This window comes from Pseudoalteromonas sp. Z9A5 (assembly GCF_011378875.1).
In the GTDB taxonomy this organism is placed as follows: Bacteria; Pseudomonadota; Gammaproteobacteria; order Enterobacterales; family Alteromonadaceae; genus Pseudoalteromonas.
On record NZ_WTLC01000004.1, the window covers coordinates 127992 to 144976 of the forward strand.

Genomic DNA, 16985 nt, shown 5'->3' on the forward strand with positions numbered 1-16985 from the left:
TAAAGGGCTTAAGCCATGTTAGACAACAACATTAAAAATCAATTAAAAAGCCATTTTGAATCGCTTAAACATTCAGTTGAGCTGCTTATCGCCTTGGACGACAGCAAAAAATCAACAGAAGTAGAAAGTCTCGCAAACGATTTAGCATCGTTGAGCGACAAAATTACAGTAATAAACAACCCAGACACAAGCGCACGCCGCCCGTCTATGGTTGTACATTCGCCTTTAAATAATACCCACATTACGTTTGCGGGTGTACCAATGGGGCACGAATTTACAAGTTTAGTGTTAGCACTTTTACATACAGGCGGTCACGCAAGTAAAGCAAAAAGTGAAGACATTGAACAAATACAATCGCTTACTCAAGAGCTTAACTTTGAAGTATATATAAGTTTAAGTTGCCAAACATGTCCGCAAGTAGTGCAAGCACTCAATACGATGGCAGCGACAAACAGCAATATTAAAGCCACGATGATTGATGGCGCATTATTTCAAGCAGAAGTAGAAGAGCGAAACATTTTAGCGGTACCGGCTGTATATTTAAATGGAGAACCATTTAGCCAAGGTGCACTAAGCCTTACTGACATACTTAATAAAGTAGATAGTAAAGGTGCAGAGCGACAAGCTGCATCGCTAAGCAAAAAAGACAAGTTTGATGTGCTCGTGATTGGCGGCGGGCCAGCAGGTGCATCGGCCGCTATTTATTCAGCACGAAAAGGTTTAAATACCGGTATTGTTGCCGACCGATTTGGCGGACAAGTTGCTGACACACTTGCCATAGAAAATTTTATATCAATTAAAGCAACAGAAGGTCCAAAATTAGTTGCTCAGCTTGAAGAACACGTTAAAGAATACGATGTAGATGTAATGCATAATCAGCGCGCAGCAGGGCTTACTAGCGGTAGTAACGGTTACGAAATTACGCTTGAAAATGGCGCAGTGTTAACTGCTAAATCGTTAGTACTTGCAACCGGTGCGCGTTGGCGCGAAATGAATGTACCTGGCGAGCAAGATTACCGAGGTCATGGAGTTGCATATTGCCCACATTGTGATGGCCCTTTATTTAAAGGTAAACCTGTTGCAGTCATTGGTGGCGGTAACTCAGGTATAGAAGCTGCTATAGATTTAGCAAACATTGTTGAGCATGTAACCGTGCTTGAGTTTGCCGATACACTTCGCGCTGATGAAGTCCTTGTTCGCAAAGCAAATAGCTTAAAAAATATTACTATTATTAAAAGTGCTCAAACAACAGAAGTGCTTGGTGATGGTAAAAAAGTAACCGGTTTAAGCTATACAGACCGTGTTTCAGGTGAGAGTAAACAACTCACCCTTGCAGGTATATTTGTACAAATAGGCTTAATTCCAAATACTGAGTGGTTAAAAAACAGCGACCTTGAACTTAGCAAATTTGGCGAAATATTAATTGATGCTAAAGGTGCTACTTCGTTACCTGGTGTGTACGGGGCGGGGGATGCAACCAACACTCCATTTAAGCAAATTATTATTGCAATGGGCAGTGGTGCTACAGCAAGTTTAGGCGCATTTGATTATTTAATTCGTCACAGCGATGAAACAGAACAAGATCAGAACGCGGCTTAACATTATTTAATAAAAAATTTAATAGAAATCTCTCTTGATATAACAGCGTTCACCCATCGCTGTTTGTTCACCCAAGCCGCCCTTCTCCAAAGGCGGCTTTTTTATGTCTGTTTTAAATAAGTACGAATATTTAAGAGTGTTTAAACTAATCATACCCGCCACCAGAATCACTACCACCGTAATCATTATCGTTATGTGATGCGCTACTATCTGTATGATTTGACGAACCACGATTTGATTTAGCAGTCGTTGTACTAAAGCTCGTTAATAGTAAAAAACCAGATACAGCAATAATTATAATCAATGATTGCCACTCTTGAGTTGAGAAACCTTTAAATAGCGCTATTGCTAATACGGTAAGTAAAACAATTCTAAATATACTTTTCATTGTTATTCTCTACACAATTTTATTGTTTTTTAGTTTTTAAATTTAAGTTAATTAGTTTCAATTTTTAACAGTTTTACGGCGGATGCAATTGCCATTTCTAATGAGTGCATTTTAAAGGGTTTAGATATAAACATATCCATACCAGCTTGCTTACATGCAAGCTTGTCTTGCGATGAGGTATTTGCTGTTAATGCAACTATGTAAGTAGCCTCTACTGTGCATATATTTTGTGAGCGCAGTTGTTTGGTTGCCTCAAAGCCATCCAATATTGGCATAATACAATCCATAAAAATAAGATCGTAATGCTTTTGTTTGCATTTAAATATGGCGTCTTGTCCATCTATAGCAAAGTCTGGCTTTATATTGAGTTTACTTAACGATGCATCAAGAACTAATCTATTTATATCGTTGTCATCAACCACTAAAACAGAAAGCTTACAGGCATTAATATTTATTTTTGATAACGGATTTAATTCAACTGTTGTCTCATTTCCAAGCTCGATAGGGATACGCAACGAGAAAGTAGTGCCTTGATTAACAATACTATTTACTTTTATTTTGCCACCCATGTACTCAACAAGCTCTTTAACTATTGCAAGCCCAAGCCCTGTGCCACCTTTGCTGTTTTTAGCATCGACTTCCTGAGTAAAAGGAGAAAATAAAGATTTAAGAAAGCTACTCGTCATTCCTTTACCTGTATCGCTTATATCAATGTTTAGCGTTTGTTTATTTTTTGCCTTAGTTATAGATGTATGCAGCTTTACCGAACCACGCTCGGTAAATTTTAACGCATTACTTAATAGATTGGAGGTAATTTGGCTGAGCCGAGCGTTGTCACAGTAAACCCAACAATTATCATTAATTTCATTGTTAATTATCAACTCTACATTGCCGTTTTTAAATAAAGGTGTGTATAACGAGCCGAGATCAGTAAAAATTGTTTTTAGCAAAAAGTTGGTTGGCTCTAGCGTTAACTCGCCATGGTTTATTTTTGAAAAATCCAACACTTCATTAATTATACTAAGGAGTATATCGGCGCTACGCAGGGCTATTTTTATTTTTTCGGATCTTTTTTCTTCGCTATGTTCATCTATAAGTGTGGTTAGCATTCCGGTAATGCCATTTAGAGGTGTTCTTAGCTCATGACTTATTTTAGCAAGCAGCATACTTCGATCCTCTAGCAAGCGTTCTGCTTCAATTTTTTTATTTTGCAGTTCTTCTCTTAGTATTACTGACTCGGTTACATCTTGAAATGTGCCAAATAGGCGCACGCATTTATCCTCGTTAAACTCTGCCTCACCAAACGCAGACACCCATAAGGTATCTTTATTTGCTGTTACAAGCTCAAGCTCTAAATGCCATTTCTCACCATTTTTTATAGCTGACTCGACAGCCGCGGCAATGCTTTTTCTGGATTTCCCTTCTTTGTAAAACTCGATGGTAGAGTCAAAGTCTGGCGTAAAAGAGTCATCTACTTGATGAATACGTTTAGTTTGCTTACTCCATGATACCTTTCGCTTAATTAAATCAACTTCCCAGGTGCCTATGTTAGCTACCTTTTCTAATTTAATAAGTGTTTTACTGTTTTCTATTAATTGAGTTTTAGTAATTGCTCGAGCAAACTCTGAACCTAACCATTGTGCAAATAGTTCAATGTAATCGTAGGCTTCATCGGTAAATACGGGGGATTTATTAGCTGAAGAAAAGTTAACGGTACCAAATATATCGGACCCAATTTTTATAGGTGCACCAATATATGATTCAAGCTGAAAATTAATATAACAAGGATGGTTTGCAATCGTGCTTTGCGAGGCGTTATGAAATGCAAGCGCTGAATTTGCCTCAAGTGTGTGTACACAATAGGTTCCATCTAAATCAAACGTTGTACCTGTAGGTAATGAGTTATCAGGGGTAATTACGTAGAGTACGGTGTACAAATTATTTTCAACTTTACTAATAATAGCTAAATCAAGGTTAAAAACCTCAAGCCCAAACGCCAAAAGGTTTTGAGTTTTGTTCTCAAAGTTTAGGTTTTGGTTAGATACAATATCGTGAAAGCGTCTTAGAAAATTCAATTGAAAACATCCTGTTATTTTTGGAATTTATTTAATAATTTATAGATTTTATAAAATGCTATATGGCTAAAATAACCTTGGTTTTAGTTGGTTCTAATCCGAATTGCTTATCAGTTATAATAGTTATTAGATTTTAGTTAATCAAATTGACAATAAATTAAATACACTGTGAATAAGGCTTTATTCACAGTGTATTTTTAACTTAGTACGTTGAGTTTGGTGTGTACTCTGGGTTTATGTCGCCACCCACTTCGTCGGGATCTACATCGTTTATAAGTAGGGTTTCGCGAACGGCTTCTATGTGATCAAGTACGATTTGGTAACGCTCTCCGTATTCGTATTTAGTTACTTCAATAGCTTGAGGCATGTAAGTAAATGCAATTTTAAGGGCGTGGAGTGCTTCTTCGTTTATTTTTTCGCTCATAATATTCTCTTATGTGTAGGCTATGGTTAATAAAATAACACCAAATATGATTCGATAAAATCCAAAACTTACAAAAGTGAAATTTTCTAAAAAGCGTATAAATAATTTGATTGTAAAATATGCAACTATAAATGCAGTGGCAAACCCAACGGCAAGAGCGGTTAGATCATCAAAAGTAAATAATTGATAATGTTTTAGTAAATCGTAACTAGAGGCTGCAGCAAGTACAGGTAAGCCAAGTAAAAACGAAAACTCTGCACTGGCTTTACGATTTAAACCACACAGCATAGCACCAACAATAGAGCTTCCTGCGCGACTAGTACCTGGAATAAGCGCACATACTTGTGCTACGCCAATCCAAAGAGCTTGTTTGTAAGTAACTTGCGTTACATCAGTTGTGGTGCAGTTAGGCTCTTTATAACTTTTCTCTAGTAGTAAAAAAATTACTCCACCGACAATAAACATTATGCCTACTACGGGCACACTAAAGAGTGTTTTTATTACATCGCTAAATATAAAGCCAATAATGCCTAAGGGAATAAATGCAATGGCGACTTTAAACCACAAGTTTAAATATTTAGGGCTGAATTTGTCTTTGTAATTGGCAAGTACTGCCAATATAGCTGCTAGTTGAATAATAACTTCGAATGCAAGATTTGCGTCGGTTGACTCTATCCCCAACCATTTTGATACGACAATTAAATGCCCAGTTGAAGAAATGGGTAAAAACTCAGTTATACCTTCGATAATACCTAAAATAATTGCGTTAATAATGTCCACGCTCAATATGTTCCTAAATAAAAATGTACGCAGGGTGCGTACTTAAAGCCAAAAGTGTCGCGTAGGATAAAAGTTTATAGGCAATATCAAAAGCGCTTTTACAACTAAAATTTATTTAATGAATTGCATTAATACACAAACAAACAATATAATAACAATAGTTATCATTTGTATGTACGGTTTTGTGTATGTACTCGCTAGTTTTATGGATAAATAATGAATAATAAAAAAACGTTTAACGCAACGCGTAGACGGCACTTTTTGGCATGTGTGCTTGCACTTATTACTGCCGTTATAATAATTCCTGGAATGACTACTTACTTACCATTTGGAATGAATGAGCAAATTTTATTGCCGATTTTATTGTTTCCAATAATTTGGACTGCGTTATTTATTTATGCTTATTTAGCGCAAAAGGTGTGGCAACCTTTTGTCGTTATGCTTTTTTTGTGTGCTTCACACGGATTAATGAGTTTTTGGGCGTTAACGCAGGGGCAAGGATGAAATCGATTACTTTAAAAAAGCTATTTTTATTACATAGCTGGGTTGGCATAGTTACTGCCGTATTATTATTTATTATCGCATTTAGCGGTGCATTGGCTGTGTTGTCGCGACCTGAATTAAAAATTTGGGCAAACCCTGAATTACAAACAAGCCAATACGTACCAAGTACTCAAGTTAGCCGACTCGTGAACGAATACTATAAACAAGTACCAAGCGAATTTGGCGAGAATATTCATGTGTATATGCCAAGTGGGCATAATTTTTACTTATTAACACTGGTGTATGAATCTCATCATGGCGATGAAAATTATAGCGAGGAGGTTGCAAAGGTATTTCAGTTTCATCCAGACACTTTAGCGTTAGTAGATACATATTACGGGCCGAGCAAAGCATTTTATGCTGGTAAAAAAACCGATGCACCTACTTATATTGGTGAATTTCATGCTGATTTACACTTAGGACGACCAATAGGTTTAATACTTACTGGATTTTTAGGTTTAACGTTACTCGTTAGTGCAGTGACTGGCTTGTTTATTCATCGTAAATTGATAAAAGAATTATTCACTTTTAGGCGTGGTAAAGGGCTTGATATAGCAATAAGTGATGCTCATAAAGTAATTGGTATTTGGGGAAGCGTATTTAATGTCGTTATTGGTTTTACAGGTGCATTTTTAGGACTAGCAACCATTATTTTATTACCAGCGGCTGCATTTGTAAGCTTTGGTGGGGATCAAGATAAGTTAATAGAGACTTTTACTGCAATTCCTGAAACTGTGGTTAGTCACGTTAAGCAACCTACAAAAATAAACACTATTTTAGAAAATGCCCACAGTCGTTACCCCGATGCAATAGTTAGAGATGTAACCATAATGGCGCATAATGATGCAAACGCGCAGGTATATATACGTTTGTTAGGTGGTGAGGCTGTCGCATCTCAGTTATTGCATTATCAAGGAAATGGTAAATTTGTACAGTCGATGAGTAGTTTTGGTGATATTTCAGGTATATCGATAAAAGTAATAGAGCTGATGTTTCCGCTGCACTTTGGTAATTTTTCGGGTGTTTTTGTTAAATTACTATGGGTATTACTCGGATTTAGTACGGCACTATTGCCTATATCGGGAATGATGATGTGGCTAGCGAAACGTACTCGTGGCAGTAACCCCACTTTAACATTGAGTGCTTATGCTCGTTGGAACCGTTTTATAATTGGTAGTTGTGGTGGCTTAGTGTTGGCAAGCTTTGTATTATTTCCAGTGCAAGTAATACTAAATTACAGTGTAAGTGGTGCTGCACAAAATGCTTATTTTGGACCGATATTCTTTTATAGTTGGTTAGGGTGGTTACTTATTGGATTACTTCCTATGCATTATAAAAACTACTTTAAACTAACACTTTTACTTTGTGGCTTGGTGCTTAGTGCTGTATTACCGTTAAATATTTTATTTGGTCACAGTAATATTATTAATTTTAATAGTGGGCTAGTCGCAGTTGTCGATGCCAGCTTTATGCTGGTGGGTATAGTATGTATTTGGTGTGCTTTAAAAATAAAAACGTCAACAAAACCATATTTAGAGGCGCAAGTTCCATGAATGAATTATTGATACTGACAGCTTTGGTGAGTTTATTATTAATGATGCTGAACCTGCGTAAAAATACAATAACACGACCAATTAAAGCATTGTTTTGCACTATATTATTTATAATATCAGTAATGTGCTTTACAGGTGTTTATGGTTTTATTGGTGGCGTAATTTGTACAATCGCAGGTGCAATGGTTGCAGGGCTACTAACTGCAATAATTGCCGGTAAAGCCCCTCAGTTATTAGATTAGATTCATTTTATAATAGGGTGTTAGCCTAAATATGTTTTAGCGGCTTTAATACCCATATTATAACCACTATTAAGTATTTCAAATTTTTTAGTGGTGCGTCCAACTTTAAAGTTACTAGGTGGTGCAATAATATTAATTTTGCAGTCATTAGGCGGATTCATAATGAAGTCGATGCTTTTATTATAAAAATCAGCTCTGCCTAATGTTGTTTGTATTAGCCCTGGGTAGTCTTTATATATTTTTTTAGTAAGCCAAGGTGCTTTACTTGGCTTTTTACGATACCCCAAACACTGAGATAAAATAACGGTTATTTCGCGTGCACCCATTTCATATGCTTTTATTACAGGGATTGAGTTGGCTACACCGCCGTCGGTCATTGCTATATCGTTAATTATTGGGTTGTCTCTGTATGCAATTGGAATTGCGCATGAAGCTTTTAGTTGATGGACCATATCGTTACTGGTGGCTTTTAAGTATTGTGCTTCACCTGATTTTATAGCAGTCGCTACAATGTAAAACTCATGAGGGATTTGCTCAAATACTTCGGTATGCAGACGCACTTCGCGGATTGTTTCTTGCCATAGCCAGTCTAAATCAAATAAGTGACCCCCTTTAATAAAGCGTGCTAAATTAATAAACTCAGGACGACAAGAATAATCGGTAATTACCTTGTAGTTACGCATAGGTTGTTTGCATAAAAATGCTGCGATATTGGTTGCACCAGCCGATACGCCAAAGTAGCGCTCGAATGGTTGATAGTTTTGCTTTAAAAACTGATCAAGTACACCTGCAGCAAATATACCGCGCATAGCACCACCTTCAACTACAAGCGTATTTTTTGTGTTATTAATCATAATCGTAACTCCTTTTTATTCATTATTTATGGTATCAATTAACCGCCAAAAGAGCGAGAGAAGGTATGTGCGCATAAATATAAAGTAAGTTCAGGGCTAAAATTATTTATAAAATTAATGCCGTAATAAAGAGTAATTTAGCCAAGTAAGCATGAGAGGGGAACTCGATAGGTTTTTATATATATACTTAAAAACACTGCATATATCAGTATTTATACAGCTTATAGCGTCGCACAGCTTAATGTTTTCTGATAAGGTTTAGATCTTCAAGTTTTTGTTAATAAACAGAATAATAATTATGCTAGATTTTAGAGTAACAGTATTTAATAGCACGCAAAATCGATTGGGAGAGAGCCCTCTTTGGCATCCTCTGCTTAATACGTTATTTTGGGTAGATATTGATAAAAAAACTCTGTTTAGCAAAAAAGTAGATAACACTCCAAAAAAAACTTTAAACACAATATCTACCGAGATTAAAAATATTGAGTCGCAAACTCTCCCTATTATTAATCAAGTAACGATGCCGGATACAGTGACTGCTATTGCTTGGTTAAATGCCGACTATTTAGTACTTGGCACAAATACGGGTATTTATCGTTACCATATAATTAGTAATACGCGAGAGCTAATAATAGCTATAGAGAACGATCAGCCAAATACTCGTTCAAATGACGGACGTGCCGATCCTTGGGGAGGTTTTTGGTTAAGCACCATGCACGTAAATGCTGAAAAAGGGCAGGGTAAAATTTATCGTTACTATAAACAGCTAATTGAATGCGTAGTAACAGAGTTAACAATTCCGAATGGGTTATGTTTTGATAAACCTCGCTTGCGTGCCTACTACTGTGATTCGCTAACAAGTTGTATTTATATGTTGAGCCTTGATGCGCAAACTGGAGCGCCAAACAGTGCTGCACATGAGTTTTATCGCTTTGACAATACAGATATTGACCCTGATGGTTGCGTTGTCGATAGTGAAGGTAATTTATGGTTAGCAGTATGGGGAATGGGTTGTGTTATATGTTTGTCGCCAGAAGCGAACATAATAGAAACTCTGGATATTGCAGCAATAAAACCAACATGTACGGCATTTGGCGGTGAAAATGCACAATTGCTATTTGTTACCTCGGCTTACGATAGCGTCGACAATTTAACTTGTGATGTACAGGGCACGGTATTGCAAATTTCAGGTATAAAAAGCGGGCAGTTTGAGCCGCCAGTTGTACTTTAATCTAAATATTGCCACTCAATAGTAGTTGTAAACAGTAAAGCCGATTTATGAATGTTTATTTTTGGTTACTTATTACAAATTCAGATACTTTATTTCGACCCGTTTCTTTAGCTATATATAACGCTTTGTCGGCATTATGAATAATGCTCTCTGGGGTCGTTGTTTTATCAGGTATTAAAGTATAAAACCCTATGCTAAGTGTTACGTGTTTAGCTACGTTTGAATAATTATGGTTTATTGCTAGCATGGCAATTTCTTTTTGAATAAGCGCAGTAAACACTTTGCAATTTGTACTATTGGTTGCAGGCAATATAATAGCAAATTCTTCACCGCCATAACGCGCGGCTAAATCGCCTTGTCGCTTACATAAATTGTGCAGTGAACTTGCAACTCGTTTTAAAGTTTCATCGCCTCGCTGATGCCCGTAATTGTCGTTATAAAGCTTGAAAAAATCGATATCGCATATAATCAAACAAATTGATTGTTTGTGGCGTGCGCAACGTTTAATTTCATTTTTGAGCGTTTCATCAAACCGGCGACGATTAGCAATATTTGTTAATCCATCAGTGTTTGCCAACTCGTTAAGCTTTTGATTGGCATTAATTAGTTGTCGTTGAGTCTGCTCAAGTTCTTCTTTGTAGTTAATGTTTTTAAATGCATTTGCGATCATTTCGCCAACGAGCTTTAAGCGAATTAGGTCAACATCACTCCAATCTCGTTGTTTTTTAACGCAATCGCAGCCAATAAAGCCGACTATTTCTTTGTCATACCTTAATCCAATACAAAGCACTGATTTGATTTTTTGTAATTCAAACTCATCTTTTTCAGCTTTAGCTTGTTGCGGTAATTCGCTTGTATCACTGGCTTTAAAAATATGTGTAACGTTCATAACATCAAAAAAATAGGGGAGTTCGCTATCTGGCACATTTTGTAATCGATCAATAAAAGGCGTTACCCCTTCGTTGACCCATTCATGTGTATTAGACATGCTTTTTCGATCGTTACTAAATTTAAATAAATAGCTGCGATCTGCATGGCAAACATTGCCAATAGCTTTTAAGGCATAATCAATCTGATTGTTTATATTATCGTTTTGTATATCTATTAATTCGGTTGAAATTTTAGAAATAATATTATCAAAGTGATTCTGTTCATCAATATGCGTATGAATATGCTCAAAAGTAATTAACGAAAGAGTGTGACTGAGATTAGCTAGTTTAGCGTTTAGTCGTAATTTGTCTTTTTTGATATTTAAGATTATGTGGTTATCTGTATGCGGATTTATGTAACGATCGAAAAGCGCATCAATAGAAAATCGCTTTTTACTTTGAGGGCTCATAAACGTTATATTAACTTGAGCACGGTTACATAATTTTTCTTCATCTATATGAAAGAGCTTTTGAGCCGATTTATTAGCATAATAAGAATTAGTACTATTATCATGTAGTAAAATTGCAAGAGGGAAGACAGATAAAGTATCTCGCATCTTATTTATTGAATATACCCCCACTCATCTCTCCATATTTATATATCTAGTTATTATGTAAAGTATTTTTACACTATGATTTTTTATACCTGTTTAATTACTTTTAGTACAGTATTATCCATTTAACGAATTTTTTAGTGCGTTTATTTAGTCTACGTATTATAATTGATACTGTATATCATTACTCTTTTCTCAATAAGCCTTTCTAAAGGCTTATTTGCATTTTTAGTATAGGTAATTCAAGCATTTCATGACAGAAATCACTACACACCAGGCTTCTCGCCGTCGGCTATTAATTGCTTTGGCGATCACGTGTTCGTTCATGTTTATTCAAGTCATTGGCGCATATTATTCAAATTCACTCGCGGTACTAGCCGATGCAGGGCATTTGTTTGTTCATAATAGTTCGCTTTTTATAGCTTTAATAGCTTCAAGCTTAGCGATCCACTTTGCTAAAACCTACAACGATGGGCATCAACGGGCAGAGCTGATTGGTGGACTCATCAATGGCTTTTTATATTTAGCAATTAGCTTAGTCATTTTATACGAAGGTGGCGAGCGCTTTATCCATCATCATGAGGGACATGAACTCGCTATAAATAGCTTTTTAATGTCGACTATTGCTGGTATTGGCTTTTTGTTTCATGGTGCAGCCGCTTGGGTTTTATACAAAGGACGTAAAGCGAGCATTAATATTTATGCAGTATTTTTACATTCGTTTTTTGATTTAATTTCAACGGTTTCGACCTTTGTTGCTGGCATACTTATTTACTTTACTGGTTGGGATATCATTGATATTTTATCGAGTATGCTAATCGCATCTTTTGTATTGTTTACAGGCGTTAAAGTTATTATTAGCTGTATAAAAGGGTTGCGATTAAATAAAGCAAAACTTCCTAAAGTAACTGACCTAGAATACGAAATAACCCATATAGAGCATGTTCATAACGTGCACAATGTCACTGTTACGCGTAAGTACAAAGATATTGTTGTAGGTGCTCACGTTGTGCTTAAACAACACTGTACGATTGAAAAACATGATGAAGCATGTCGCTTAAAAGTAGAGCAACTGTTATCTGAAAAATTTAATGTTAAAAACAGTGTATTACAAATAGAAAGCCACGAAGAACATCAGCATATTCACTAACTATCTAAGTTCAATAATTATAGCTCATAGGCTTTTTAAATAAGCGTATGAGCTATTTTTAATACTTAAATTAAGTCGATAATCTTTATAAAACAATCACTCGCGCGTAAATCTTTAGCGCTCATAGGTCTAGCAAAATAATAGCCTTGCTGTATATGACAACCCATACTCGTTAAAAATGTCATTTGTTTACGTGTTTCGACTCCTTCGGCAATACAAGACAACTCTAAATTTTCAGCTAATGAATATATTGTTTTAATAATCGATTCGTCGCCTTTTTCAATCCCGATACTGCTTACAAAGCTTTGGTCAATTTTAATTACATTAATAGGAAACTGGCTCAAGTACGTAAGCGAGGAGTAACCTGTTCCAAAATCGTCAAGTAGTAGCTTAAATCCTATTTTTTTCAGTTTCTGTAACTGTTTTTCTGCTTTAACTTTATCTTCTAGTAAGGTGTTTTCTGTTATCTCGAGACGAAGTTGTATTGGGCTTATTTGCTGATCACTAATAATAGACAGCAAGCGCTCTGCTATATTTCCTTTTAAAATATGCTTTGGTGATAAATTTAAAGAAATATAAAACAAAGGGTTGTTACTTAAAATTGGAGCCAATTCAATCAGCGCGCGTTTTAATGCTTGCTCAGTAAGTGACTCTATTAGCCCTGTTTCTTCGGCAATAGGAATAAAATTAGCAGGAGAGACAAGCTGCCCTTTATTTTTCCAACGCATAAGTAACTCAACGCCATTAATTGTTCTTGCTTGTACGTCGATAATTGGTTGGTAATTATTAAAAATAAGATTGTCTTTGGCTGCGTCTTTTAAATCGTTTTCAAGAAGTAACTTTTGTTTTATTTTTTCATTCATTTTTTCGCTGAAAAACTTAAACCCATTCCTACCATTTTGTTTTGCATGCATCATTGCTACATCAGCGTTTCTTATTAGAGTATCGGTTGAATTAGCATCAAAAGGGTACAGTGCTACACCAATACTTGCCGATATATTGATAGAAAAGTCCTCTATAACAACTTTATTAGCAAATTCATTACTTATACCTTTAACCATTTGGTTTAAAGAGTGTATTGACTCTATATTTTGAATAAGTACTAAAAACTCATCACCGCTTTGTCTCCCCAAAGTGGCATTGCTATTAAGGGTTTTATTTACACGCTGAGTTATGTTGAATAGTAGTTTGTCGCCAATGGCATGCCCAAATGAATCATTAACGGGTTTAAACTTGTCTAAATCTATGAATAAAACAGCACACTGAGTATTATTTTTTTGAGCTTCCTTAATCGCGTTTTCAATTTTTTGATACATTAAACTACGATTAGGCAAGTGCGTTAAAGGATCGTAATTTGCTAAATAACGAAGTTCATCTTCGGCGCGTTTTTGCTCGGTTAAGTCAGATATAACAACCACATAGTAACTTACTTGATTGTTTTCTTTAGCAACCGCAGTAACACTTAAGTGAATAGGATGATTTTTATTTTTTGTTGTATTTATATATGTATCTGTTCGCCAATTTTGTTTTGGTTTTAACGATTTTAGTTTAGCAGTAAACTCTTTACACTTTGCTTTACCCATTGCATTAATAAACAGTTTAGGGCTAAGTTTGGTTGTATCTTTTGAGTTTGAAAATGTATCAATAAAACTATTATTAGCTGAAAAAGGCATTAATCGATCGTCTAAAATAAGTAGCCAATCGTTTATTTGACTAAATGCCTCACCTAAAATACTCGCCTGTTGCTCGTTTGCACGTTGATCGGTAATGTTTGTATATATACCAGACACATACATAGGCTCTGCTGACGATGTTTTATATATAACCTGCCCGGTATCTTGGTACCATAACCAATGTCCTGCTTTGTGGCGTAAACGATAAGTGGCTTGCCAATGTTGCTGTGGCTTATTTTGCGTTATATAAGTAACCCACTGGCTTTCGAATCGTCTGCGATCATCTGGGTGTATTATCTCTAAAAAGTCCGTTAACGGTATTCTATCTGGTAAATCAGGATAGCCTAACTCACTACCTCGTTGCGTGTTTACCGAGCCATCTTTAAAGCTATAGTCCCAAATACCACTTCTATTATTACTTAGTGCTAACTTAGTTTGCTTTTGTGAGTTTGCCGTTGCCCTATGGGCTTTTCCAATCTCAATTTGTCGACTTCTATATTGCCAAAAAATAAGCAGTAAAATAACAATGATACACAATGTATAAAAAATATAGGCTATTGGTGATTGCCAAGTTGCATAAGCAACATGAAATTGCAGTGCATTAGATTTGTTATAAGTAGTGCCATTTAAATTGTGTGACGACACGTTAAGTTTATAATCGCCAGGAGGGAGTTTAGTAAAGAAGATTTTATTTGATTTTAAATTTTCATAATTTAATGAGGTTGGTCCAATTAAAGAAACATCGTAACGTGTTTTATCTATGTTCTGAAAGTCAAAGTTAGAAAAACTGATTTCTAAACCAATATCATCATGTTTAATTTCCAAAGGTATTAGTGAGTATTGAGAAGGGTGATAACTAACTTTTCGTGATAGGAGAGTTACATCTGTTATTTTAGTTTGCAGTGGTTCACTATCAGCAGGTTGCTCTATAAAATCAGCAGCATTAAATGAAAGCGCGCCATAACCGCTGCCAAATACGAGGTTGTTGTTATTTAATTTTCTAGCAGCAACAACATTAAATTGACTCACCGAGAGCCCATCTTTAATAGTGTAAGCCGTAAGTGCTTGTGTATCTACATTGAGGCGGTAAAGCCCATTTTTACTACTAATCCATAAAAAGGAATATTCATCGAGTAATAAGGAGTAAATAGACTCTGTTTTTAAGCCATCTCGCATGCTCAAATGGTATTTTCTTTTATAATTTTTAGCATCTACACCAACTAAGCCTTCTTTCGTTGTTGCAAGCCATAAAATATTGTTTTTATCTATAATCCAATCGTCAACAGTATGATAATTTTTTCCTTGTACGTTTTGTGCTGTATATATTGTTGTTAGGGTTTGTGTTGACTCTTTATATCTATATAAATGAGTTGAAGTGCCTATTAGTAATTCGTCTGGATGAGTGCTTAGCGGTTTATGAAAGGTATACGCGGTTAAAGGGTTTACTTGATCTTTAAGCCCTTCGATAACAGTTGTTTTTTCTGTTTTTTCTGTTTTTGCATTAAAAATAAAAAAGTTATCATCGGTAAAGTAAGCAAAAATATCATCGCCTATTTGTGCAAGTCCATAATAATTACGAGGCATCCCTTGTTTTTCATCTTGATGCTTTTTAGGGATTATTTTTCCTGTTGTTTTATCAAATAATACCAAGTCATACATGCGCACTAGCCACAAAAATTTTGACTCAGAAGTTAAGTGAGCAGGAATAATATTAAATATAGCAAAATGACCATACTCTGCTTTTTTATCGTCTGATTTAAGGTAGGTTTTAGATTTTTTTGAATTATTTAATATATGGGTAATGCCATCATCAGTTCCAAACCAAATTGAGTTATCGTTATCTTGGTAAATAGTATTAATAACGTTGTTACCGTCCAACATTATTTTATTAAATCGCCTAGTTTGAATTGCCCATGTAAACACGCCTTGAGTACGCGATGCCAGCCAAAACATGCCCGTTTTATCTACCATTAAACTGTTTATGTTATCTTCGGTGATATTAAATTTACTGCTACTAAAATTTAAAATAAGCTCGGTGCTGCCAGTATCCCGATAATATTGAAAAAGCCCTTGTTCTGTTGCTATAAATTCGCCATAGGGTGTGTTTTTATAATCTGAAATATTATAGCTAGAGATAAGTGTAGATACGTTAGATGTGTCTAAAAGGCGATAATTATCAAACCCTATAGCGTACATACCTTCAACTGTACCTACTAACAAACCAAATTGAGAATCTATTGCTAAAAACTTTATATTATTACTGTCGGCGGTATCGAGGGTAGTTTGATGCAGGTTTATTTTAGCAATACCAACACTGTCTAATTGTTTAACATATAAGCCATCACTTGTTCCTATATACAAACTATTTTTATATATATTTAAAGCGCGAATAAAATTAGTCTCCTCTAACATGCTAACTTCAAGAGTGAGAGTATTATCGCTTGGGTTGAATATGTAAACTTGATTACGTATTGCAAAATAAAATACGTCTTCTTTTTGTGCCATTGCTGAAATTGAAGAATATATACTTGATTCTGTAGGAGGTTTTCCGGAATAAATTTTAGTGGTAGCTAGAGTGGTTGGGTTAATTAAATAAGCCCCCGAGAGCTCTGTTGAAACAATTATGTGCCCATCATTAGTTTCAAATAAAGTAGCAACACTGTATTCATCTAAGCCTAAACCACCATCAAAGCTTTTTACATGGTAGCCATCAAATCTATTTAAACCTTGCGCGGTGGCTATCCAAACATAACCTAAATCATCTTGTAATGACTTGGTTACATAGCTATGAGATAAACCTTCCTCGGTTGAAATTCGTTGCAATTGCTGAGCATTATCTTGGGTTGCAGAAGCATTCCCTGTACAAATAATTGCAAAAGTAATGATAGAGAAAAATAACTTGCTAAAGCTCACTAACAGACGCACCTTATTAGAATTGTTGTACCTGAATAAATACTGAATATAGCATAACTTTTTATATTAAATATACT

General features: G+C 35.5%; 13 protein-coding genes. 6 read left to right on the forward strand and 7 right to left on the reverse strand.

The window, feature by feature from the left end; genetic code table 11:
- Window positions 1-15 precede the first annotated feature (15 nt).
- A complete protein-coding gene (gene ahpF / locus GQR56_RS04040) occupies window positions 16-1599 on the forward strand; it encodes an alkyl hydroperoxide reductase subunit F (protein WP_166109242.1) in 1584 nt (527 codons plus the stop codon).
- A gap of 145 nt (window positions 1600-1744) precedes the next feature.
- Here ahpF and GQR56_RS04045 read toward each other — a convergent pair whose 3' ends face one another.
- From GQR56_RS04045 to GQR56_RS04060, 4 genes are all read right to left on the reverse strand, one after another.
- Window positions 1745-1987, reverse strand: coding sequence for a hypothetical protein (locus GQR56_RS04045; RefSeq protein WP_024609593.1), 243 nt, complete (start codon window positions 1985-1987; stop codon window positions 1745-1747).
- A gap of 47 nt (window positions 1988-2034) precedes the next feature.
- Window positions 2035-4062: an ATP-binding protein gene (locus GQR56_RS04050; RefSeq protein ID WP_166109243.1), complete on the reverse strand. Its 2028-nt coding sequence runs from the start codon at window positions 4060-4062 to the stop codon at window positions 2035-2037.
- A gap of 202 nt (window positions 4063-4264) precedes the next feature.
- The gene (locus tag GQR56_RS04055) at window positions 4265-4486 is read right to left on the reverse strand and encodes a hypothetical protein (RefSeq protein ID WP_024609595.1); all 222 of its coding nucleotides are present in this window, start codon (window positions 4484-4486) and stop codon (window positions 4265-4267) included.
- A gap of 9 nt (window positions 4487-4495) precedes the next feature.
- Window positions 4496-5266 (reverse strand): undecaprenyl-diphosphate phosphatase, encoded by a 771-nt coding sequence (locus GQR56_RS04060; RefSeq protein WP_166109244.1) that lies wholly within the window; start codon window positions 5264-5266, stop codon window positions 4496-4498.
- 216 nt (window positions 5267-5482) lie between these two features.
- On the opposite strand from GQR56_RS04060, the gene GQR56_RS04065 reads away from it, so the two are divergent.
- The 3 genes from GQR56_RS04065 to GQR56_RS04075 are packed head-to-tail and all read left to right on the forward strand — an operon-like array spanning window position 5483 to window position 7604.
- The gene (locus tag GQR56_RS04065) at window positions 5483-5770 is read left to right on the forward strand and encodes a hypothetical protein (RefSeq protein WP_024609597.1); all 288 of its coding nucleotides are present in this window, start codon (window positions 5483-5485) and stop codon (window positions 5768-5770) included.
- The gene (locus GQR56_RS04070) at window positions 5767-7362 is read left to right on the forward strand and encodes a PepSY-associated TM helix domain-containing protein (RefSeq protein WP_206018085.1); all 1596 of its coding nucleotides are present in this window, start codon (window positions 5767-5769) and stop codon (window positions 7360-7362) included. The genes GQR56_RS04065 and GQR56_RS04070 overlap by 4 nt, the downstream gene beginning before the upstream one ends.
- Window positions 7359-7604: a hypothetical protein gene (locus GQR56_RS04075; protein ID WP_166109246.1), complete on the forward strand. Its 246-nt coding sequence runs from the start codon at window positions 7359-7361 to the stop codon at window positions 7602-7604. Before GQR56_RS04070 ends, GQR56_RS04075 begins: the two co-directional genes overlap by 4 nt.
- A gap of 20 nt (window positions 7605-7624) precedes the next feature.
- On the opposite strand, the gene GQR56_RS04080 is transcribed toward GQR56_RS04075, so the two are convergent.
- Window positions 7625-8458, reverse strand: coding sequence for a patatin family protein (locus GQR56_RS04080; protein WP_166109247.1), 834 nt, complete (start codon window positions 8456-8458; stop codon window positions 7625-7627).
- A 298-nt stretch (window positions 8459-8756) separates the two neighbouring features.
- On the opposite strand from GQR56_RS04080, the gene GQR56_RS04085 reads away from it, so the two are divergent.
- The gene (locus tag GQR56_RS04085; protein ID WP_166109248.1) at window positions 8757-9689 is read left to right on the forward strand and encodes an SMP-30/gluconolactonase/LRE family protein; all 933 of its coding nucleotides are present in this window, start codon (window positions 8757-8759) and stop codon (window positions 9687-9689) included.
- A 55-nt stretch (window positions 9690-9744) separates the two neighbouring features.
- On the opposite strand, the gene GQR56_RS04090 is transcribed toward GQR56_RS04085, so the two are convergent.
- Complete coding sequence (locus tag GQR56_RS04090; protein WP_346775742.1) at window positions 9745-11199, reverse strand: diguanylate cyclase; 1455 nt, start codon at window positions 11197-11199, stop codon at window positions 9745-9747.
- 226 nt (window positions 11200-11425) lie between these two features.
- Between GQR56_RS04090 and GQR56_RS04095 the strand changes: the two genes are divergently transcribed.
- Window positions 11426-12322, forward strand: a complete 897-nt coding sequence (locus tag GQR56_RS04095) for a cation diffusion facilitator family transporter (RefSeq protein ID WP_024609603.1) — start codon at window positions 11426-11428, stop codon at window positions 12320-12322.
- 65 nt (window positions 12323-12387) lie between these two features.
- Here the strand turns inward: GQR56_RS04095 and GQR56_RS04100 are convergent, their stop codons facing one another.
- On the reverse strand, window positions 12388-16908 hold the full coding sequence (locus GQR56_RS04100; RefSeq protein WP_166109249.1) for an EAL domain-containing protein: 4521 nt from the start codon (window positions 16906-16908) through the stop codon (window positions 12388-12390).
- Between the last annotated feature and the right edge of the window lie 77 nt (window positions 16909-16985).